At 64.4% G+C, this 21067-nt stretch carries 18 protein-coding genes; 11 read left to right on the top strand and 7 right to left on the bottom strand.

Annotated elements, in window-relative coordinates:
* Window positions 1-681: 681 nt before the first annotated feature.
* The 5 genes from KF708_14180 (at window position 682) to KF708_14160 (ending at window position 5126) form a co-directional block, all read left to right on the top strand.
* Window positions 682-1125 carry a PilZ domain-containing protein gene (locus KF708_14180; GenBank protein MBX3413835.1) on the top strand — a complete coding sequence of 148 codons (444 nt, stop codon included), beginning with the start codon at window positions 682-684 and terminating at the stop codon, window positions 1123-1125.
* A 240-nt stretch (window positions 1126-1365) separates the two neighbouring features.
* Entirely contained in the window at window positions 1366-2016 is a 651-nt protein-coding gene (locus tag KF708_14175) for an OmpH family outer membrane protein (GenBank protein MBX3413834.1), read from the top strand.
* A 142-nt stretch (window positions 2017-2158) separates the two neighbouring features.
* The gene (lpxC, locus tag KF708_14170; GenBank protein ID MBX3413833.1) at window positions 2159-3034 is read left to right on the top strand and encodes a UDP-3-O-[3-hydroxymyristoyl] N-acetylglucosamine deacetylase; all 876 of its coding nucleotides are present in this window, start codon (window positions 2159-2161) and stop codon (window positions 3032-3034) included.
* A 179-nt stretch (window positions 3035-3213) separates the two neighbouring features.
* Window positions 3214-4020: an acyl-ACP--UDP-N-acetylglucosamine O-acyltransferase gene (gene lpxA / locus KF708_14165; GenBank protein ID MBX3413832.1), complete on the top strand. Its 807-nt coding sequence runs from the start codon at window positions 3214-3216 to the stop codon at window positions 4018-4020.
* Window positions 4017-5126: a Gfo/Idh/MocA family oxidoreductase gene (locus tag KF708_14160; GenBank protein ID MBX3413831.1), complete on the top strand. Its 1110-nt coding sequence runs from the start codon at window positions 4017-4019 to the stop codon at window positions 5124-5126. The genes lpxA and KF708_14160 overlap by 4 nt, the downstream gene beginning before the upstream one ends.
* 113 nt (window positions 5127-5239) lie before the next feature.
* On the opposite strand, the gene KF708_14155 is transcribed toward KF708_14160, so the two are convergent.
* The 4 genes from KF708_14155 to KF708_14140 all read right to left on the bottom strand — a co-directional run bounded on the left by KF708_14155 (window position 5240) and on the right by KF708_14140 (window position 9018).
* A complete protein-coding gene (locus KF708_14155; GenBank protein MBX3413830.1) occupies window positions 5240-7183 on the bottom strand; it encodes an ABC transporter ATP-binding protein in 1944 nt (647 codons plus the stop codon).
* Window positions 7184-7341: 158 nt separating this feature from the next.
* On the bottom strand, window positions 7342-8283 hold the full coding sequence (locus KF708_14150; protein MBX3413829.1) for an ABC transporter permease subunit: 942 nt from the start codon (window positions 8281-8283) through the stop codon (window positions 7342-7344).
* 25 nt (window positions 8284-8308) lie between these two features.
* On the bottom strand, window positions 8309-8593 hold the full coding sequence (locus KF708_14145) for an acylphosphatase (GenBank protein MBX3413828.1): 285 nt from the start codon (window positions 8591-8593) through the stop codon (window positions 8309-8311).
* A gap of 116 nt (window positions 8594-8709) precedes the next feature.
* On the bottom strand, window positions 8710-9018 hold the full coding sequence (locus KF708_14140) for a hypothetical protein (protein MBX3413827.1): 309 nt from the start codon (window positions 9016-9018) through the stop codon (window positions 8710-8712).
* 170 nt (window positions 9019-9188) lie between these two features.
* Between KF708_14140 and KF708_14135 the strand changes: the two genes are divergently transcribed.
* From KF708_14135 to KF708_14120, 4 genes are all read left to right on the top strand, one after another.
* Entirely contained in the window at window positions 9189-10367 is a 1179-nt protein-coding gene (locus tag KF708_14135; GenBank protein MBX3413826.1) for a hypothetical protein, read from the top strand.
* 129 nt (window positions 10368-10496) lie between these two features.
* Window positions 10497-11777: a hypothetical protein gene (locus tag KF708_14130; protein ID MBX3413825.1), complete on the top strand. Its 1281-nt coding sequence runs from the start codon at window positions 10497-10499 to the stop codon at window positions 11775-11777.
* A 13-nt stretch (window positions 11778-11790) separates the two neighbouring features.
* Window positions 11791-12453: a class I SAM-dependent methyltransferase gene (locus tag KF708_14125; protein MBX3413824.1), complete on the top strand. Its 663-nt coding sequence runs from the start codon at window positions 11791-11793 to the stop codon at window positions 12451-12453.
* On the top strand, window positions 12450-13619 hold the full coding sequence (locus KF708_14120; protein ID MBX3413823.1) for a M48 family metallopeptidase: 1170 nt from the start codon (window positions 12450-12452) through the stop codon (window positions 13617-13619). Before KF708_14125 ends, KF708_14120 begins: the two co-directional genes overlap by 4 nt.
* A 13-nt stretch (window positions 13620-13632) precedes the next feature.
* Here KF708_14120 and KF708_14115 read toward each other — a convergent pair whose 3' ends face one another.
* The 3 genes from KF708_14115 to KF708_14105 all read right to left on the bottom strand — a co-directional run bounded on the left by KF708_14115 (window position 13633) and on the right by KF708_14105 (window position 17059).
* A complete protein-coding gene (locus KF708_14115) occupies window positions 13633-14652 on the bottom strand; it encodes an exo-alpha-sialidase (protein MBX3413822.1) in 1020 nt (339 codons plus the stop codon).
* A 162-nt stretch (window positions 14653-14814) separates the two neighbouring features.
* Window positions 14815-16485, bottom strand: a complete 1671-nt coding sequence (locus KF708_14110; GenBank protein ID MBX3413821.1) for a sodium/solute symporter — start codon at window positions 16483-16485, stop codon at window positions 14815-14817.
* Between the two features lie 106 nt (window positions 16486-16591).
* On the bottom strand, window positions 16592-17059 hold the full coding sequence (locus KF708_14105) for an FKBP-type peptidyl-prolyl cis-trans isomerase (GenBank protein MBX3413820.1): 468 nt from the start codon (window positions 17057-17059) through the stop codon (window positions 16592-16594).
* 282 nt (window positions 17060-17341) lie between these two features.
* On the opposite strand from KF708_14105, the gene KF708_14100 reads away from it, so the two are divergent.
* Window positions 17342-19480, top strand: coding sequence for an APC family permease (locus KF708_14100; GenBank protein MBX3413819.1), 2139 nt, complete (start codon window positions 17342-17344; stop codon window positions 19478-19480).
* Between the two features lie 289 nt (window positions 19481-19769).
* Window positions 19770-21056: an adenylosuccinate synthase gene (locus KF708_14095; protein MBX3413818.1), complete on the top strand. Its 1287-nt coding sequence runs from the start codon at window positions 19770-19772 to the stop codon at window positions 21054-21056.
* Window positions 21057-21067 lie beyond the last annotated feature (11 nt).

Genomic DNA, 21067 nt, shown 5'->3' with positions numbered 1-21067 from the left:
CACCGTGACTTCGCTCCGCTCTTGCTGTGACTAAATCGTGAGGGGGGATTCGCCGGGCGCTCATGGCATCGGCCCCAACCGACGCTCCGAGTGCGGCCCTATCCCCCCGATAAGTGACCTTTCAGAGTAGGCTCCTGCGAGCATCTATTCAACTGTACCGCGAACTGGCCGGCGCCGTTTGGGCCTCGTAGCCGGCTGAACCACCCCCCGAGCCCCCTCCAACTCGACGCGCCGGCAAAGTCCGAAGCTCCCCCTCTGTCGCCGTCTCTCCGGCGAATCAGACACTCCAGCCGAGACCCTGACGACAATCGAGCCGGGGCAAAGGTTCTCGCGATTTCCCCGCGGTCTTTGGCGGTTTGCCACGGCGCCGCGGCATTCGTTCCCGCGATACCGAGCCCCAGCAGGCTGAAAAAGGTCCGTCGTGGCCTTTTTCAGCCTCGCATCCAGGCGATCCTATCAGGCTGCTGACTTTTTCAGCAGCCTGATAGAGGTGGGGCCGGCGCCTCGGCAACGCCACCGGCTTAACCGTTGCGACCGGCAGCGGGGCCGGTGCGACATCGTCGATTCCGCCCCTTCGAGGCAGGTTCGGAGATTGGGTTGGGCCGCCCGCGCAAGGTATGTTTTCCTCAGCCCCGCACCGCGAAAAACCATTCTGTCCAGGCGAGCCGCAAGGAGTCGATCGTGTCGGACCAACTCGAACTCATGCCTCTGGAAATCAGCGATCGGGAGCTCGATCGCCTGCTCGCGCTGGCCGAGGAGTTTTGCCGCCGCAACATCGATGAGGACTTCGAACGTCGCCTGCGCGAGCGGTATGCATTCGATCGCGCGATTTCGGTCCAGCGTGCGACGCCCGACGGCGTGCTGTCTGGCGAGCTCCTGGCGGCCCAGGCCCGCGATATCTCGTTGTGGGGGATCTCGCTGCGCGTGGAGGGGGAATTCTCGCGGCACGATCATTTGGCAGTCGACCTGGTCGTTCCGAGTTCGGGGGACGTGTTGCGTCGTGCCCGGCTGCTGGTCGAGGTTCGCCATGCGAAAGTCGATACCAGTGGCGCGCTGATCCTGGGTTGCGCGTTCCGCGAATCGCTCGATCCCGACACGATGGAGCGTGCCATTTCGCGTTTTTAGCGTTGCTGGCGCCAGGTGCCATCAAGGGGGCGTAACTCGCGTTATTAACAACACTTGCCGAGGTTCCCGAAGCGCCTGTTTTCTGACCTTTACTCAGTTCGCGCTTCTCGGCACAATGCCGCCCTCGCGTTGGACCACTTCCCCCCCACTGTATGGATGCATTGAGGGGCATAGCGTTACGCTTCCGCACAGCGTATGGCCCGTCGCCAGGCCTTGGCCCTCACAGCAAGGAGTGCTTTCGTGAACCATCGTCTTTTCTTCCAGGTTGCACTCGCAACCGGCATCGTCACCTGTTTTGCCAGTTCGGCCGCGGCCCAGGCGCCCGCGCCCCCGTCGGTGGCCATCATCGACATGACCTACATCTTCGAGAATCACCCGGGTTTCCAGGCCCGTCGCGAGCAGTTGCGCGGTCAGGTCGAACAGGCCGAGCACGACGTGAAGGCCCGCCAGGAAGAGCTCAAGAAGCTCGTCGACCGATTGAACGACTACAACCCGGGCACGCCCGAGTACAAGCAACTCGAAGAGGCCATCACCAAGCAGGACGCCGATCTGAAGGTGAAGGTGCAGCTCAGCAAGAAGGACTTCCTGCTGCACGAGGCGAAGATGTACTACACGGTCTATCAAGAGATCGCCGACGAGACGCGCATGTATGCCGAGCGTGCCGGGATCCAACTCGTCTTGCGTTTCAACGGCGACCAGATCGACACGAACAATCCGCAGGAAGTGCTGAAAGAGCTGAACAAGGCGATCGTCTACAGCAATCCTTCGATCGACATCACGCCGATCGTGCTCGACCAGATCAAGCGTCGCCAGGGACAGCCGGCCGCGACGACGGGCGCTCGACCGGTGCAGCAGGTTCCGGGTGCTCCGGGCGTTCCGCCACGACGTTAGTCGTCGCGAACCGGTCGGGTCGGCCGAGACCGTTCGGTTGGCCAGGTGTTGATGGGCGATTCCGCGGAGCGCCGACCAATCGGGGTGGCGCGCAAGGCGGCATTGCGGTCTCTTCCGTGTTCCTCGAGTTCGGCAGCACTTGATGCACTTGCTTCGCAGACAAACGACGTTGGCTCGGCCGGCGGTGGTCGAAGGATTTGGCTATTGGACCGGGGCGGATGTCCGCGTGGAATTCCGCCCGGCCCCGCCCGACACGGGCGTGGTCTTCGTGCGCGACGATCTGCCGGCCAGGCCGCGGATCGCCGCCCACGTACACCAACGTGTCGAAGTGCCGCGTCGCACGTCCTTGCGCGCGGCCGGCGCCGGCGTCGACATGGTCGAGCACGTGCTCGCCGCCCTGGCGGGACTGCAAGTCGACAACTGCGAGATCGGCGTCACCGCTGCGGAAATGCCGGGCTGCGATGGCTCGAGCCTGGCGTTTGTCGAGGCCATCGATGCCGCAGGCATTGTCGAGCAAGACCACCGACGAACACGACTCGTCGTCCGCGAAGTCACGCGACTGGGGGACGAGAACAGTTGGGTCGAGGCTCAACCGGCGTCGCACGGCGGCTTCTCCGTCAAGTTCCGCCTCGACTACGGCCGCGACAACGCCATCGGCCGTCAGACGATCAATCTGCACATCACGCCCGATTGCTTCCGCCGCGAGCTGGCTCCGAGCCGCACGTTCATGCTCAAGGAAGAGGCCGAGTGGCTGCAATCGCAGGGGCTGGGGCAACGGGCGACGACGCGCGATCTGCTCGTCTTCGACGAGGACGGGCCCATCGACAACACGTTGCGCTATCGCGATGAATGCGTGCGACACAAGGCGCTCGACCTGGTGGGCGATCTCTCGCTCGCCGGTTGCGATCTGGTCGGCCACTTCGTCGCACATCGTAGCGGGCACCGGCTGAATGCCGAGCTCGTGCGCGTCCTGCTCAAAGAAGGTGAAATCTACGGAGAGCGACGCCGTTCGGCGTAACGCTGTCCAGCGCGCGCCTGGTGGTAGGAAAACAACGCCCCGGGCGCTCGCCCAAGCCGATACTGCCAGACAAGCCGGCAGTGCCACACACACGTCTCAAAACAAAGTGACCTACGGCGAGGACGCCTCGAGAATGGAATCTCGGGTCGCGTGCCGCCGCTGCCGTGGAGTGCCTTCGCATGGCCACCTACGTCGCGGACACCGCGTCGGTCGACCGACGTGCCGAAATCGACGACGATGTCGAGATCGGCCCCTTCTGCGTGATCAGCCCGTACGCCCGCATTGGCCGCGGGACCCGTCTCGAGAACAACGTGACCGTGATGGGGCACGTCTCGATCGGCGCGCACAACCATCTCTATCCCGGTGTCGTCATCGGGGGCGAACCGCAGGACCTCAGCTATGGCGGGTCCGACACGCGCGTCGTCATCGGCGATCATAATGTGATCCGCGAGGGGGTGACGATCAATCGCGCCACCGAGAAGGAAGACGGTGTCACGACGATCGGCGATCACAATTACCTGATGGCCTGCTCCCACGTGGCGCACGACTGCCGCTTGGGCAATCACATCGTGATCGCCAATGGCACGCTGCTGGGGGGGCACGTTCACGTACACGACCACGCGTCCCTCTCGGGGGGCGTCGGCGTCCACCACTTCGCCACGATCGGCAGCTACGCCTTCGTGAGCGGTCTGGCCCGCGTGCTGCACGACGTGCCGCCGTTCATGCTCGTCGAAGGCCATCCTGCCCGGCCGCGCTGCATCAACGTGGTGGCGCTCAAACGGAACAACTTCTCGGCCCATGAAATCGAGTGCATCGCCGAGTCGCATCGCTTGATTTATCGCGCCAAGGTCGGCCTCGATCATGCCCGCGAAATTTTGCGCACCAACGAACAGCTCGGGCAACACGTGAACCAACTGCTGGCGTTTATTCAACACCAGCAGGAAGGCAAGCACGGGCGCGCCCGCGAACGCCGGAGGGCCGCGTGACACCACTTCGCCTGGCAGTCGTCGGAGCGGGGCATCTCGGACGCGTCCACGCCCGGATTGCCAAAGGGCTGGACGGCGTGGAATTGGTGGGCATTGCCGATCCGGTGCAACCGGCCCGCGAGGCCCTGGCCGCCGAGCATGGCGTGGCCTCGTTCGCGCATCATCGCGAACTGCTCGGCCGCGTCGATGCGGCCGTGGTGGCGGCCCCCACGCGTTTTCACCACGCCGTGGCTTGCGATCTGCTCGCGGCGGGCATCCACCTGCTGGTCGAGAAACCCCTGGCATCGAGCCTCGTCGAAGCCGACGAGATGGTGGCCCTGGCCGAGCGCTGCGGACGCGTGCTGCAAGTAGGTCACGTCGAACGCTTCAACCCGGCGCTGACCGCGGCCCTGCCCCACGTCCGCGATCCGAAATACATCGAATGCTGCCGCGCGGGGGTCTTCTCGTTCCGCTCGACCGATATCGGCGTCGTCCACGACCTGATGATTCACGATCTCGATCTCGTGCTGTCGTTGGTGCGCTCGCCGGTACGGCGTGTCGATGCGTTGGGCATCTCGGTCTTCGGCACGCACGAAGACGTGGCCCATGCCAGGCTCGAGTTCGAAAACGGCTGCGTCGCCACGCTGGGCGCCTCGCGGGCCAGTTATTCGGCCGTTCGCACGATGCATGTCTGGTCGACCGGCGGCTTTACCTCGCTTGATTTTGGCGCTCGCCAGACCACGGTCGTGCGTCCGAGCGACGCCCTCATGCGCCGCGAGGTGCGCGTCGAGGAGCTCACGCCGGAGCAGATCGCGCACCTGAAAGAACACCTGTTCGAAGAGTGGCTCGCCGTCGAGCATCCCACGGTCGAGGCCTGCGATCAGATTACGGCCGAGCAGGTCGATTTCGTGTCCTCGATCCGCGCCGGCCGCGCGCCGCGCGTCGATGGTCGCCAGGCACGCGAGGCCCTCTCGGTGGCGGATCAGATTCTCGCCTCGATCGACGCGCACACCTGGGACGGCACGTCGTCTGGTCGCGTCGGCAAATTCGCCCTGCCGAACACGATGCGCGGTCCCCACTGGCACCTCTCGCCGCAACACGCGCCGGTGGAACGCAAAGCGGGCTAAGGCACCCGTCGCTGGTTTACTCAGCGGGCAGCACCACCTCTTGACCACAACACCAAGGGTTAACGGCGTAGAGTGCCACCCAGCCGCCATCTGGCGTAACCGGTAGAATAAAGTCAGCTTCCGACCTGCCCGCGGAACTCGTTGAATCGCAGGTATTGCAGGTGCCGGTAAAGCTCGGAGCTCTGTAAGAGCTCGGCGTGCTTTCCTTGAGCTTTGAGCTTGCCTGCGTGCAACAAGTAGACGCAGTCGACCGAACGGAGCGTCGAGAGTCGCGTTGGCAGTAGCACCAGCGTCGTCTGCCGGGCGATGCGTTCGAGCGCCGCATCGAACTCGGCGCCCCCTTGTTCATCGATCGCCCCCTCGGGCTCCTCGAGCACGAGCAGACTCGGGTTGCGCAGCAAGGCCCGGGCCAGGCCGATCCGCAGCACCTCGCTGGCTTCGAGCCGGGTGCCGTGCTCGCCGACGACGGTGTCGAAACCGTGCGGCAACCGTTGCACGAAGTCGTACGCCCGGGCCAGCTTGGCTGCCTGATTCACGCGCGCGGTATCGACGCGTCCGTTCGTCTCGCAGCAGACGTTCTCGGCCACACTGGCGTTGAAGAGGAGTCGCTGTTGCAGGACATGGGCCACTTGCCCCCGCACGGATTCGAGCGTGCCTGCGCGAATATCCTGCCCATCGAAGAGGACTCGGCCCGACGTGGGCTCGTCGAGCCGCGCCAGCAGGCCCGCAATCGCCAGGGGCACGCGGCGGTCGGACGAAACGATGGCCACGCGTCCGCCCGCAGGGATCTTTAGCGTGACGTCGTCGAGGATCTTTACTCCGTCTGGAGCGCAGAAGCAAACTCGTTCGAGGGCGATAGAATCTTTCCAACGCGCGACTTGCTTCGCGCCGACGACTTGCCCCAGTCCCGGTTCTCGGTCGAGATAGGCCAGGATCTCGCGAGCGGCCTCGTCGACCGGTTCGAGCTGGCGGCGCAAATCGATCAACTGCCGCGCCCGAGGATAGAGGGCCAGGATGGCAGTAAACAAGATGGTCAACTCGGCGACCGAGACGCGGGGCGGTTCGCGCAGCAGATTGATACCGCTGAGGAACAGCATCAGCGCGGCGATGGCTGCCATCACGAGTTGTCCCAGTGGTTCGATGCCCGCCGTCGTGTTATCGCGGTCCGTGGCGGCAGCTCGATACCGGTCCAATAGTTTGTCGAAGGTTTCGCCGGGTAGGGCGTCGAGCATCAGTCCGCGCGCCATGCGCACCTGCCGGAGATTATCGGCCAGCACGGCCATGTTCTGCTCCGCGCGGTCTACCATGAGCCGCTCGCGATGGCGCATGCGCTGCCTCATTCCGCGAAAGGCGAGCCACCACAATCCGCCGACGAGGAGCGCGGCCAACGTCGCCCACGGTTCCATGTAGAGGGCCAGCGCCAAGAGCAACACGATCGACACGACGGCCCCCGGCAAGGCGCGCCACCATGCGACCAATCCGCGGCGGACGGTTTCGGCCACCGGTCCGAACAGTTCCACGGCGTCGGACACACGGCTGCGCGGCGTGGCAATCGACTCGAGCTGCAGGGCTTGCCGATAAATGGCGCGGCGCAGCTCGGTAACGACGCTCTGCGCGGCATGCTCGACGGCCAATTCGCGCAGATACTGCGTCAGGCTCCGGATGGCCGCGATCGCCAGGCCCATCAAGGCCAGGGCGAACAACGCCGAATGGTTTGCTTGCAGTGCCGGCAGGCTGGCGTACGCCGAACGCACGACGGCGCCGCGCGGCGTGCCATGCAGTCGCCACACGACGGGCAACAGGCCCCGGTTCTCGTAACGCAGTTCCCCATCGAACTGCGCGGTCGGGGGGCCCGCCAGTTCCTCGACCGAAGCGCGATCGCTCTCCGCGACGACGAGATCGCCGCGCGTCACGAGCAACTCGGCGGCCAGCCCCATGACCAGCAACAGGGCCACCAGGAAGAGCGACGAAGCGATGCTGAGCGCCCCGGTCAAGAGCGAGGGGCCGCGCACGGCAGGCGAGGATCGTCTCGCTCGATGAAACGCGGCCAACGACATCGGGCCCCTCTTGCGGCGCGATCACTGCGCCCTTGGGTCACGGAATGGCATTCGAGAGCAACAGGTCCCGGATTCGACGGGGGCGGCCGCAGGGGGGATGCCCACCGGCACGGGCGCTGACTCCAGTATTCTTTGCCGCGTGGCAGAACGCCAGTCGATCAGGCCAGATCGCGATCGTCGAACATGATCAGGGCGACGAACAGGGCCACCGTGCTGTAGAGCACGGTGTAAAGCAGTGTCCACGCCAGGTAGCTCCAGGGAACCTGCGCACCGGTAGCCACTGCCGCCTGGACATTGAAGTGATCGAGGACGGGCAGAATCGTGGCGATGAAGTAGCCCATGAACTGCACCAGGGGAAACTGCCCCACGGACGAGTTCACGAGCATGGGGACCAGGTGCCCCAGCACGTAAATCGACGAGCAGATCAACAGATTGGCCAGCATCGGCAGGCGGGTCGAAATGGCCACGCTGATCGAGGTCAGCACGACCACCTCGAGGAAGCCGAGCACCAATCCCGGCACAATTTGCAACATTTCGGCCCGGCACTGCCAGGTCGTGGGCTCGGGGAGCGCTCCCTCGCGGGCGTCGTAGACCACCTTGTACGAGACCGACGTCAGGAACAACGTCCCCAGCACGATGAACATGATGGCCACCGGGCCCAGAATGCCCAGGAACTTGCCCACGATGAACTGCCAACGTCTCACCGGCTTCGACAACAGCGTCAGCGCGGTGCGGCCTTCGATTTCGTCGGCGATCGAGATGCTGGCGGTCCAGAGCGCCAAGACGATCGCCAGGACCATGATCAACGTCAGACCCGAGTCTTTCACCACTTTGACGTCTTCGCCAAAGGTGTTGTAGGGCACGAAGGGAAAGGCCAGCAGCGCCGCGATGCCCACGAAGATCAGCACCCAGAACAGCGGCTGCGCGATGGCCTCTTTCGAGGTGGTGAGCGCAATGGCCGCCAGGCGCGGCGCGGTCAGCTTGAGCAGCATGTAGAACGCGAAGAGCGCGGCGCCGCAAATCGCGGCGCCCACGCCGACCAGCCAGATCGGAGTCAACCAAACCGACGAAACGCCAATCAAGACCGGTGGGGCGAGCACGGGCTGTCTGTCCTCTGTTATCGGTTCACAAGCGAATATCGAAGCCGTCGTACGTTCCGCGGGGCGCACTCGTGCGCGATTCGGCGCCCGAGATATACGCCGACATCTCCGCGGCCAGCGCCGCCAGAAAACGATCGAGTTCTCCCGATGCCCCTTCGACCACGAGCTCAACGCGCCCGTCGGGCAGGTTGCGCACGTGGCCGGTCACGGCATAATCGGCGGCGATGCGGCGCGTCGTGTAGCGAAAGCCAACCCCTTGCACGCGACCGCTGTAGAACACCTCGCGGCGTTCGGATTCGGCCGATGACACAAGCACGCTTCCTTCTCTGTACGGACGACCCGCGGCGTGGTTTCCAGTATAAGCGCGGGATGGCTGGGTTGACCACCGGCCGAGCCGGCCAATCGCGCCAGGCGAGCGCCTTGTGTCTAGTCGGTCACGACGTCGTCGAGCCGTGATATTCCCACGACTTCGTCCAATCGCACCCAGACCCGGCGACGGTTGGCGTTCACCCCCAGCTCGCACCGTTCGCGGATGTACCGGTCGCGCGTGGTGGCCGTGTCGCGCAGGTCGTGCGCGTCGGCCTCGGCCAGTACCAGAAAGCCCGGCACGACCTCTTCGAGCCGTCCTAGGTAGACGTAGGGGCTGTGCAGGTCGAGCACGATCATCTGACCCAGCAAGGTGGCCCAGGGGCTCTCGGTGGATACCGCTTCGGCACGAGTCATGGTGTTGCTCATACGCGGCTCCTTTTCCGCTGGTTCACTCCCGGGCCGCTGCCCGGTTCGATTCAAGATAGCCGGACCTGCCAAGGGGGGCAAAACGGAGAGTTGGCATGTGAACGAGCGAGCCCCGCGCAGCTTCGGCCGACCTTGACCGCCGCGACCGCTTTTCCTACCCTCCCGCCGCCATGTTGCGAGCCTATCTTTCCATCTTGTTGCTGGCCTTGTCGTCGACGCTGACTGCCGAAGCCGACGACCTGGCCGAGCTGGCGCGTCCGCAAAGCGGCGTGCTCGTCTTGCGCGGTGGCCAGGTGCTCGAAGGAGAGATCACCCAGGCGGGCGACAATTACTACCTCACGTTGCCCACCGGCGAGATCAGCATCCGGGCGGCCGACGTGGCCTTCCGCTGTCAGGATCTGGGAGAAGCCTATCGGCGCCGTCGCGAGTCGATCCAATGGTCACTCGTCGACGAGCGCATCAAGTTCATCGAATGGTGTCTGAAGTACGAGCTCTACGCCCCTGCCGCGCGCGAGATCGCCGAAGCCAAGGGGCAGTGGCCGGCCGACCCGCGCCTCGCGGCGCTCGAACGGCGCATGCTGTTGCGCGATCAAACGGCCAGGTCGTCCGCGGCGGCGCCCGCGGCCTCGTCGGAGCCGTCGTTCGAGGAGCTCGACCAGATGGTGCGCAAGCTTCCGCCCCGTGCCGCGTCGATGTTTACGAACACGATTCAACCGCTGCTGTTGAATCAATGTGCGACGGCGGCCTGCCACGGAGCGCAGCGTACGAACGATTTTGCCCTGCACCGTTCGAGTGTGTCGAACGCACCCAGCCGGCGTCTGACGCTACGGAACCTGGGGCACGCGCTGGCCCAGGTCGATCGCCAGCACCCCGAAGCCAGCCCGCTGCTGACGCAGCCGACCGGATTGGGCGATTCCGCGCATGCGATCATCCTGGGGGACCCGAGCAGTGCCGGGTACAAGGACCTGGTCGCTTGGGTGCGTCTGGTGGCCGGCAACGAGCCGCAGACGGCCAGGGCGCCGCGACCAAACGCTAATTCCGCGTTGCTGCAATTCGCCCCGTCCGCGGGAGACGCCTCGCAGGGGAAGTCGGGCAATTCGTCGAAGCCAACCGCCGCGCGGAACAAGGCGCCGGCCAGGCACGAGGTTCCCGCGACGACCGGGCTCACCTTCAGCACGAATCAACGTGGCGGTCTCATTCGGCCCGACGGATCGTTCGATCCGCTCGACCCCGATGATTTCAACCGCCGCTTTTTCCCCGAGCGTTTCGACGTCAAATTCTTCGACGGTCTCGAAGAAGACGAACCGGCCGAAGAGGCGTCGGACGAGTCGCTCGAAGCGGTCGAATAGGGGGCGCTCGCCACTCATCGGGTGAGACTTGAGAACCCCTCCCCGCGCCGCTACGATGCGGGCGTTCTGGGCCTCGAGCGCTGCGCCGCGGAGGTCCTTTCTCTCGAACGCACGCGCGAGGTGAGCAGCATGAGAAGGGTCGGTTCGTGCAACGTGGGCAAGTTCCGCGGCTGGACATTGCTGGCGATCCTTCTGCTCGTCGCGCCGTCGAGCATCCTGGGCGAGGAACCAATGGTGGGACCGACCTACGAAGAGGATCTGCGCTTTCTGGCGGCACACACCCAGGTGCTCGAGCTCACCGATGACCACGGAGCGCGGATCGCCGTGTGTCCCGAATATCAGGGACGCATCATGACCTCGACCTGCGAGGGCATGGCGGGAGCGAGCTTCGGCTGGATCAACCGCGCGTTCATCGCCGAGGGGAAACCCAGCGTCGTCTTCAACAACTACGGCGGCGAAGATCGCTTCTGGCTCGGACCCGAAGGGGGGCAGTTCGCCCTCTGGTTTGCGCCAGGCGTGAAACAAGAGTTCGCCAACTGGCGCACGAACCCGCAAATGCACGAGGGGGCGTTCAAGGTCGCCTCCGACGCGCAGACGCCCTACTATCGTCTGACGCGGCGCATGGAACTGCTGAACGCCTCGAACAACAAGCTTACTGTCGACGTGACGCGCGACGTGCGGCTCTTGTCGTCGCAAGCCTTTGCCAAGTCGTTCGGGGAAGAAGCGGCCTCGATCTTGCGCCGCGACGGCGTGAAGTCGGTCGGCTTCGCCAGCGATAATACCGTTACCAATCGGGGCGAGAACATGACCCGCGAGAAGGGTCTCGTCTCGATCTGGTCGTTGGGCATGTTCCAGCCGGGGGAGCAGACCTATATCATCGTGCCCTACGTGGCCGGCGACGAGACAGAGTTGGGCCCGATCGTCACGGCCGACTACTTCGGTCAGATTCCGCCCGAGCGGCTCCAGGTGATCGAGACCGCCATCCTCTTCCACGGCGACGGCCAGGAGCGGGGCAAGCTGGGCGTCTCGCCATCACGTGCCAAGCCCGTGCTGGGCTCGATCGATTTTGCCTCGGGGGTGTTGACGCTGGTGCATTACACGCTGCCCGACAACGCCGCCGGCGCCATGTACGTGAACAACCTATGGGAGTTGCCGCAAAAAGAGCCTTTCCGGGGAGACGCCGTCAACAGCTACAATGACGGTCCGGCCGAGCCCGGCGCGAAGGGGCTCGGCGGGTTCTACGAGCTCGAAACCCTCAGTCCCACGCGGCCGCTGGCCACCGGCGAGTCGCTGCGACACGTCCACGAGACGTACCACGTGCGGGCCGACGCCGAGACCCTGGCCGCGCTCGCCGAGGCGACGTTGGGGGTGAAGCTTTCGGACGTCCGGGCCGCCTTCGCGCAGCCGTGAGCACCAACCCTCGATGATGCTAGAGCGAGTCCTCGAACCCGAAGTCATGGATTCCGCGCAAGACGCGCTCGACTATGACTCGATGGACCACGCCACGGTGAACCACGTGTTCGCCGATGATTTTCTTTCGGCCCATCCCGACACGAGCTATGTGCTCGATGTTGGCACTGGCACGGCGCGGATTCCGATCGAGATCTGCCATCGCGATCCGGTGGCGCGCATCGTGGCGATCGATCTCGCGCCCAGCATGCTCGACCTGGGGCAGGCGAACATCGCGATCGAGGGTCTAGCCGAACGCATTCGCCTGCAACTCGTCGACGCCAAGGGGCTCCCGTTCGCGGACGCGGAGTTTTCGGCCGTGATCTCGAACAGCATCGTGCATCACATTCCCGAGCCGCGGGGCGTGTTGGCCGAGATGGTCCGCGTGGTGCGGCCTGGCGGCTTGATCTTCGTGCGCGACCTGTTGCGACCGCCCGATCGCGACACGCTCGAACACCTGGTCGAGGTCTACGCCGGCGAGGCCAACGAACATCAACGTCAATTGTTCGCCGATTCGCTGGCGGCGGCCCTTTCGCTCGATGAAGCGAGAGGGATGGCCGCCGCCGTCGGCATCGATCCCCGTACGGTCGCCGCGACGAGCGATCGCCACTGGACCCTCTCGGCCCATAAAATATGAATGCGACTTCCGCAGATTCCGAACCGGGCGAGACGCGCGTCTCGGCCGATGAGATGACCCCCGCGGAACTGGCCGAGGCCAAACGCTACGGCCGCATCCACCGCAACTTATCGCTGCTGGACAAGGCACTCGATCTGGCCTATCTCAGTGTGGCGACGTTTCTGCTCGCCGTGCCGGTGGATCGCTGGCTGGCCGAAAGCATCTCCTCGGCCACCGTGCGGCTGGGCATGCTTTACGTCATCGTCATTCTGCTGCACGAGTGTCTCTCGCTGCCGTTGTCGTACTACTCGGGCTATGTCGTCGAGCACCGTTTCGGTCAGAGCAACCAGACGTTGCGCGCGTGGTGGTGGAAGCATGCGAAGAGCTTCGTGCTGGCCATGGTCTTCGGCGGGGTGCTGTTTACCGGTTTGTTCTGGGTGATCTGGCTCACCGGCGCCTGGTGGTGGCTCGTGGCGACCGGCGCGTTCTTCCTGGTCAGCGTCGTCGTGGGGCAGCTTGCTCCGGTGCTGATCATGCCGCTGTTCTACAAGATCGAGCGGATCGACCATCCGGAGCTCACCTCGCGCATGGACCGGCTGGCCGAGGGGACCGGCCTGTCGATCGAAGGGGTCTATCGCTTCGACATGAGCAGCGAGACGAGCGGAGCCAATGCGATGCTTGCGGGCCTGGGACGCACGCGCCGGGTCATCATGGGGGACACGCTCCTCGAAGGCTTCACGCCCGATGAGATCGAGGTGATCTTTGCCCACGAGATCGGTCACCACGTCTTCGCGCACATTCGCAAGCTGATCGTGAGCGGCGCGCTCTCTAGCGTGGCCGGCTTCTGGCTGTGCGATTTCGCCCTGCGCGCCTGGGTCGAGCGCGTCGAAGGGCACGCCATCGACTACGCCACGCTGCCGGTCTACACGTTGCCTTTGTTGATGCTCTCGCTGGGCGTGTTCAGCCTGGTGGTCGGCCCGCTGCACAACATCGTCAGCCGGCGCTTCGAGCGGCAGTGCGATCGCTACGCCCTGACGCGCACCGGCAACCGCGCGGCGTACACGTCGGCTTTCCGGCGGCTGGCGCGGATGAACAAATCAGACCCCTGCCCCGACCCGATCGAGGTGTTTTTGTTTCATAGCCATCCGCCGATCGCGGAGCGGCTGGCCATGGCCGAGGATCCATGAGATGCGCGACGATCTACTTCGCCGCAGGCAGCACGACCTTGGCCAGGTAGATGTTCGTCTTTCCCTCGTGCGAGGCGTAGTAGCTGACCCACAGCTTGCCGTCGTGGAAGACGAGGCCCGGGTAGCTTGTGTCGCCGCCCGAGGGGAGCACCTGGAACTCGGTGATTTTGGCGTTTGCTGGATCGACCCAGCAGAGCGAAGTCCGCGCGCCACCGTCGTAGAGCCGTACCGCCGCGACCAGTCGACCGTCGGGCAGGCGCAGCAACTGCGGTCCACCGATGCGCGTGCCGGTGTCGCGCCAGGTCCATTCGGTATAGGGGGGCTTCGACGTGCCGAGCTGGCCGCTCGACTTCTCGCCGTCGCGGCGCATCAGGCAGTGCATCGTTTCGTCGGGCCCGACGACGATGCCCGTCTCGTTCGGGTAGCCTTCGCCGAAGAGGGTCTCGACCAAGGTGTCGAACTGCTTGCCGTCGGCACTGCGATAGAGGCGCGTCGATTTCTCGGGGCGTGTCTGGTAGCCGATTCCATACGCCGTGTCGCCATGCCAGATGACGCGCCACAGCCAGAAATTTTCATCGCCGACGTCGTGCCAGTCGCTCCACGTCCGGCCATCGTCGGAGAAGGCCACCACCGATTGATGGATCTTCTGGTCGCCGTCAGGAATGGCGATGGCGGCCACCACCATTAATTGACCCTTGGGCGTGACGACAATCTTCGGATCGCGGACGTCGCCGCGGGGCGAGCCCAACAGGGCCGCACTTTCCCAGTCCGCGCCGTCGCTCGACACGAGCACGCGGACCGCGCCGTCGGGGGAGACGTGAGCTTGTCCCTCGCGAAAGACGCAATACCAACGATCCTGGTGCCGCACGAGATCGGTGAAGGCGTTGTGCGCCCCCTGGTCCCAGATCTTCTTCACGTCGACGGAAACCGCCTCGGACGGACGATCGGCAAGGCCCAGGGATGGCATCAAGGCCATGAGGAACAGGCCGCCCATGAAGACAGGTGAGTATCGGTTGCAGGGGCATCGATTCATGGTTGTCTCTCCATGTGATGAGATGGAGCGAGAAGTTCGCCAGTTCGTTGTCTCGCAGTCGGTCGCGGTCCTCGGATCGCTGCGCGACACCGAGCATTTTTGCGACTTGGTGTCGAATATCGTGGTCTGTTTGCTCCGCAAAATGATCGGTGCCACCCGCGGTCAGTCGCTCCATGGCTCGAGTTCATTCCTCGTCCACCACGTATGCCCTTGAATTCGTCGTGGGTCCTTGACGGGCATCACCCAGGAAAGCAGGCAGGCCACGAGCACGGTCGCCGTCGTCGTGATCGGCACGACGAGCAGCATGCTGGGGCCGCCAATGCTCAAGACGTCGGGCCAGGCGCGCGCCAGGTCGTTCCAGAAGCAGATCGCCAGGGCCACGACGATTCCCAGGAGCGTCGCCAGCGCCGCCGCGGTGCCACTGGCCCGGGGGACGAAGATGCCCACGATGAAGAGCGACGCCATCGGCCCGAGGAACAAATTGAAGACCTTCACCGAGAGATCGATGATGTTCTGATTTTGCGGATCGGCCGCGATCACCGTGGCCACGAGAAACGCCACCACCGTCATGAACAAGCCGGCGCCGATCGTCGTCAAACGCCCCACCAGGAGCTCGACGGTTTGATTCGGCGGGCCCGCCTTCCAGGGACGATAGAAGTCGACCGTCACCACGGCCGAAATCGAATTCAGTCCGGACGAGATGCTCGACATGGCCGCGGCGAAGAGGGCCGCCATGATGAGCCCGCCGATCCCGCTGGGCAGGTACGACACGATGAACGCCGGAAAGGCCTGCGTCGCGTCGTCGGGATTGTTCGGATCGAACTGCCCGCCGAAAGGGCCTTCGCCGCGGGCGATCTCGGGATTGATCTCGGGCGAGAAGAAGCCCAACAGCGCCAGGCCGACCATGCCCAGCACGAGCATCATGAAAAAATCGCCCACGGCGCCGATGACGTTGCTGCGCAGGGCGTCGCGCACGCCGCTGGTGGCAAAGTAGCGTTGTGTCGCCACCTGGTCGCCGCAGTGGGTGCAGATGCGCCAGAAGAACGTGTTCAAGCAGACGAGAAACACGGTGCGGTCGAGGGTCCAGTCGGTGCTGAACCAGACCGGCGCCGCCCGGTTCATTTGCTGTGCCTGTTGCCACCAGGCGCCGGGGCCGCTGCCCGTCGTCAACCAGACGTAGCCGATCGCCGCCAAGGCTCCGCCGAACATGACGAGAAACTGCGTCACGTCGGTCCAGACCACGGCGCGAATCCCGCCGAGAAAGGTATACGCCGTCGTGACGATACCCATCGACAGCATGAGGCAGATCAGCCACCCGTGCTCGCTCATCTCCCAGCCGGTCAGGTACTGCACGCGCTCGGGCACATCGCTCGTCATGCGTGCCACGGCGCGCGAGGCGGTGTAGACGATCATCCCCACCCAGCCGAAGCGCATCAGCAGGAAGAGCCCCGCCCCCAGCACACGCAATGAGTAGCTGAATCGCAACTCCAGGTACTGGTAGACGCTGGTCAACTGATAGCGCATGAAAAAGGGGATCCAGATTCCGAGCACGATGGCCAGCCAGAAAGGCAGTGCGAGAAACTGCGTGGCAAAGGCCAGCCCGTGCTGGATCATGTCCCCCGGGGCGGCAAGGTAAGTGATCGTCGACAGCAACGTCGAGACGATCGACAACCCGATGGCAAACGCCGGCAGGCTGCGGCTGCCGACGAAATACTCTTCCTGCGAGTTCTGCTCGCCGGAAAAGTACAGCCCGATGCCGAGCATTGCCAGGAAGTAGAACACGACGACCACATAGTCGAACGTGCCCAGGTGATTTTCGACAGCAAGCAGCATTAGTGAGTTGCTAGGGGTCAGGGGTCAGTGATCAGGGGCCAGCGTGATTCATGGCAACACCGTCAATCACCCTTTGCCGACCACTGTCCCCTGACCACTACTCTCATCAGTCGATCTTTTTCAGCTCGACGAGGAAGTGGAGCGTGGCGTTGGGTGGAATCGCGTTGCCGGCGCCCCGCCTACCATAACCCAGCTCGGAGGGGATTTCCAATTCGATCATGCCCCCTTCGCCGACGAGTTGCAGCCCTTCGGTCCAGCCAGGAATGACCATGTTCAACGGAAACGAGATCTCTTCGCCGCGCGCGTACGAGCTGTCGAACTCCTTGCCATTGTCGAGCCAGCCCTTGTAATGCACCGTCACTGAATCGGTCGCCTTGGGCTTGGCTCCCTCCGACTTGCGCAATACGCGGTACTTCAAGCCACTCTTCGTCTCGGAAAATTCCTTGGGGGCATCCTTGTCGACGGGGCCCGGCTTTACTTCTGCCACGGCCACCGCCGTCATGGCGACGACGAAAAACGCGGCCAGCGAGAGCGTAACGGTGCGTAGCATCGTGCGGTGCGAATCAACGTTCATGGCGATTTCCTGGTCTGGTTCGAATCTTGAAGGCCCCGGCCGTGGCCACTCTGGCCCAACCGGAAGTAGCTAAGCATACGGGGCGACCTGCCGGGTTGGCTAGTTCAGATGACCGGCATGCCGGAATGGCCATTTCCCAACTTGCCTTCTACCGGCCAGTTACGCCGCTACGAGACCGTAATTCTGACCCGGTCGATGACACCAGGGGGCGTGCTACATTTGCCGGGCGTTTCCCCCTCGTCGGGGCCTACGCTGGGCGCGGACTCGGCCGGGGGTACATTCATGCGGTTCGACTGGCACGACGGGAACGAAATTCAAATAGGGAACGCCCTGTTGAATCCGCGGGAAGAATTCCACGAGCAGCAAGCAGCCGCCGCGAACGCCGCGCAAGAGAGTTCGGCAGCGGGCGCGGAGTCGCGAAACCTCGGCTGTGAGGTCGCGGCGCCCGACTACGCCGATCGCGTGAAAGAGTTGCTCGTCGGCAAACCGGTCGACCTGAACGATCGCACCATCTTCAAGCGGTTGTCGTTGATCGCCTTCTTTGCCTGGGTCGCCGTCGGCTCCGACCTGCTCTCCTCGTCGTGCTATGGTCCGCCCGCCGCATTCGAAACCCTGGCCGGACATCACGAGCTGGCCCCCTTTCTCGCGCTGATGACGATCGGCACCGTGGGCCTGATCTCGCTCTGCTACGCGCGCCTGGTCGAGCACTTTCCGCATGGCGGCGGTGGGTACATCGTCGCGTCGAAGCTGCTCGGTCCGCGCTGGGGGGTCGTCTCGGGCTCGGCACTGCTGGTCGACTACGTGCTGACGATCACCGTTTCGGTCGCCGCGGCCGGCGACGCCATCGGCGGCATGTTCGGTGCCGAAGTCCTGCACTGGAAATTGCCCGCCGAGTTGGCGGCCGTCGTGCTGCTGATCGTGCTCAATCTGCGCGGGCTGAAAGAGTCGGTGATAGCCGTCCTGCCGATCTTTCTGCTGTTTCTCGTCACGCACGCGCTTTTGGTCGGTGGCACGTTGACGATCGGCCTGCCCGAGATCGGCGCCGTCGCCCACGAGGTCTCGACGGGCCTGACCAACAGCGTGCGCGATCCGCAGCTCGGACTGTTGGGCGTCTGCTTGCTCTTGCTGCACGCCTATTCGTTGGGCGCCGGCACCTACACGGGCATCGAGGCCGTCTCGAACACCATGCCCGTGCTGCGCGAGCCGCGCGTCAAAACCGCGCAGCGCACCCTGCTCTACATGGCCCTCTCGCTATCGATCGTCGCGGGTGGGTTGCTGCTCGGCTACATGCTGCTCGCGGTGAAACCGGTGGGGCACGAAACGTTCAACCACGCCCTGGCCCGGGCGCTAGTCGGCGAGGTGGGCCTGGGGGGCAGTTGGATCGGCTCGGCGTTTATCGGGCTGACGCTGCTGGCCGAGGGGGCGTTGCTGATCGTGGCGGCCCAGGCGGGGTTCGTCGACGGTCCGCGCGTGCTCGCCTACATGGCACAGGACTATTGGGTTCCCAACCGCTTTGCGAGCCTCTCCGAGCGGTTGACCGCACACTACGGTATCCTGCTGATGGGCTTCGCGGCCCTGGGGCTGCTGCTCTTCAGCGAAGGTTCGGTCGCCCTGCTCGTCGTGATGTACTCGATCAACGTGTTCATCACCTTCTCGCTGTCGATGATCTCGATGTGCCGCCTGTGGAACGGCGAGCGCCGCAAGGGGAACCCGCTGTGGCGGAAAAGGCTCGCGCTGTTCGGCTTGGGCGCCGCGCTGTGCGTCTCCGTGCTCGCCGTCACGATCGTGTCGAAATTCACTGCCGGCGGCTGGCACACGCTGGCCGTGACGGCCTTGTGCATCGTCGTCTGTTTCTTTATTCGGCGTCACTATGTCGCCGTGCAAGCGGAGCTGGCAAAGCTCGACCAACAGGCGCAGGACCTCGAAACGCCCAGCGGTGGCACGCTCGCGCCGATCGATCCCAGCAAGCGTACCGCCGTGATCGCCGTCAGCTCGTACGGTGGACTCGGCGTGCAGATCTTGCGCAAGGCCTTGCGGTTCCTGCCGGGTTACTTCGACAACGTCGTCTTTCTCTCGGTGGGAGTCGTCGATAGTGGCGTGTTCAAAGGCGAGGAGTCGTTCGAAGGACTGCGTGCCCATACGGCGGCATCCTTGTCGAAGTATGTCGCGTACGCGCGCCGCGCGGGGCTGCCCGCCACGTCGTACATGACGATCGGCACCGATCCGGTGCGCTGCCTCGAAGAGCTGTGCGTCGAAACGGCGAAGCAGTATCCCCATAGCACATTCTTTGCCGGGCACCTCATCTTCGGCCGCGACACCTGGCTGAATCGCATCCTGCACAACCAACTGCCCATGGCCATCGAACGGCGCTTGCAATATGCCGGCCTGCCGGTGGTCGTGCTGCCGATCAAGGTGGGGTAGCGTCCGGCTCGTCGATTCGACATCGCGACAAGCACACTGATTGTCGTGTGCTAACCGACATGCATGTCGTTGATCGGGACACATTCACCAACCTGCCCCTTGACCCGCGTTCCGCGGGTGTCTTAGATTGAGACGTTTGGTCGCTGGCCAACCTGCCTGCTGGGTGGGTTTCGGGCGTGGGCCCGGGCCGGTATTCCGCGGTCGTGTTGGCATCGCAAGACGCTGGCCGGTTGCACCGCAGGCGCCGCTGTGTCTGCTCGCTTTACTCCTTTCGTCGAAAGGTCCCGCCGTGCCTGGGACGTGCGTTATCGGTCTGCAATGGGGTGACGAGGCCAAGGGCAAGATCGTCGACCTGCTGACCGAGCACCATGAGATCGTCGTTCGCTACCAGGGGGGGGCGAACGCCGGACACACCGTCGTCACCGACGGTCAGACCTACAAGCTCTCGCTGATCCCCAGCGGCATCCTTCGGCCGGGCGTGCAGTGCGTCGTCACCGGTGGCGCGGTGATCAATCCCCCCAGCTTCCTGGGCGAGATCGACACGCTCCGCGGCCGCGACGTCGAGGTGGGGCAGAACCTCATGCTCAGCGACCGCGCGCACGTGATCTTCCCCTGGCACGTCGAAGAGGACCGGCTCGTCGACAAGGGCACGTCGGACGGCGAGGCGATCGGCACCACCTTGCGCGGCATCGGCCCTTGCTATCGCGACAAGGTTGGCCGTTCGCACGCCATCCGCATCGGCGATCTCTATCGCGCGAATTTCAAGGAACAGGTCGAGCGCATCGCCAGGGAAAAGACCGCCGCGCTCGATACGCTGGCCGCGGGGCGCGACTACGAACGCTTCGACGCCGCCCGCGTGTACAAGGAGTATTCAAACTTCGCCGAACAATTAAAACCCTTCGTCGCCGACACCACGGCTTACCTGCTCGACGCGGTCGAGTCGGGCAAGCGTGTCCTCTTCGAAGGCGCCCAAGGCGCCCTGCTCGACGTCGATCACGGCACGTTCCCCTACGTCACGAGCAGCAACAGCTCGGGCGTCGGCATCGCCAGCGGCTCGGGCATACCGGGCCGTTATATGCAGAAGATCATCGGCGTGATCAAGGCCTACTCGACGCGCGTCGGGGGGGGGCCCTTTCCCACCGAGCAGGACAACGAGATCGGCCAGCACATTCGCGATCGCGGCAACGAATACGGCACCGTGACGCGGCGGCCGCGCCGCTGCGGTTGGTTCGATGCCGTGGCGGTGCGTTACACGGCCCGGCTGAGCGGCGTCGATGTCCTCTCGGTCATGTTGCTCGACGTCCTCAGCGAGCTCGAAGAGATCAAGATCTGCACGGCTTATGAGATCGAGGGTCGCCGTGTGACGAACTTTCCCAGCCAGGTCGACGACCTGCGCCGCGTCGTGCCGATCTACGAATCGTCTCCCGGCTGGAAGCAGGACATCACGGGCGTGCGCCGCATGGCCGATCTGCCGGTCGAGGCCCGCAAGTATCTGCAGAAAATCGGCGAGATCATCGGCCGGCCGGTCGAGATCGTCTCGGTCGGTCCCGATCGGCAGCAGACCATTCTGGGGTGACGCCGTGAGCA

Source organism: Pirellulales bacterium, assembly GCA_019636335.1.
Classification (GTDB): Bacteria; Planctomycetota; Planctomycetia; order Pirellulales; family JAEUIK01; genus JAHBXR01.
The sequence above is the reverse complement of the archived record's forward strand: the minus strand, read 5'-3'. Positions and strand labels throughout refer to the sequence as shown.